Annotated in this window: 1 protein-coding gene and 1 pseudogene; both read right to left on the bottom strand. The window is 43.2% G+C overall.

Annotated features, from left to right (window positions below):
* Nucleotides 1-457, bottom strand: a 457-nt coding sequence (locus tag ACS8FD_RS16710; RefSeq protein ID WP_439276667.1) for a 2Fe-2S iron-sulfur cluster-binding protein, incomplete at its 3' end; no start/stop codon positions are given.
* Between the two features lie 179 nt (nucleotides 458-636).
* Nucleotides 637-1,037: pseudogene (locus ACS8FD_RS16705) on the bottom strand (succinate dehydrogenase/fumarate reductase flavoprotein subunit); the annotation flags it as partial.

Genomic DNA, 1,037 nt, shown 5'->3' with positions numbered 1-1,037 from the left:
AGCAAGCACATAAGATGCATTCGTACAGACCATTCATCTTTTCACGCTGCTCAGGTGACTGCAAACGCTCGGTTGGCGGCGCTGGCTGCTCATTGATCAAGTACGGATGTACTTTTTCGTATTGCTCATAGAACTGGTTCATATCAACGACTAAGTCACGGACAACAGGTAAGCCTGGCAATGGACGAACAGTAACTTTTTCAGGCAATGTGTTCATGTTAATCAAACAGGCCAAACCATTTTTACCATTAATGTTTACGCCATCAGAACCACAGATGCCTTCGCGACATGAGCGGCGAAAGGTGATGGTTTCATCTTCCTTTTTGAGACGCAATAACACATCAAGCAACATACGATCTGAGTCTTGTAGCTCAATCGTATAAGTCTGCATGCGCGGCGCTGCGTCCACATCAGGATCGTAGCGATAGATTTCGATGGTGCGAGTACCTCGGCTCATAATGCTAAACTCCACACGTAGGTGATGGCGGGCATACAATATGTGCATCATACCAGCGCTATTGTTCAATTTATATCATAGCACTGGTATAAGCTTGTAGCTAGCGGTCACCTTTTTAATAAATTAATAAGGGATAAAACGTTAATTCTATTCATACACAAAAAATGCATAGGATAGAATTAATAAACGCGAACTTTTGGCTCAACATAATCGACAGTTAGTGGAACTTTACGAACTGGCTTGTAGATAATACGGTTGCCTTCAGAATACCATAGAGTATGCTTCATCCAGTCGTGATCATTACGACCGTTTGGTGCGTAATCATCGTCTTCTGGACGATCGTAGTCAGAGACACTGTGTGCACCGCGGCTCTCATGTCGACTCGCTGCTGATATCATCGTGGCTTTTGCAACTTCATACAGATTAGCGACTTCAAATGCTTCGATACGAGCTGTATTAAATACTTGTGATTTATCAGCCAAATGAATCTGATCAATCTTCTCGCCCAATGCTAGGATTTTCTCTACGCCTTCATCCATCAATGCTTGCGTACGGAATACACTTGCATGCTTTTGCATAG

The sequence above is a fragment of the Psychrobacter sp. 1U2 genome, assembly GCF_051847575.1.
This window is presented reverse-complemented; position numbering and strand designations above follow the sequence as displayed.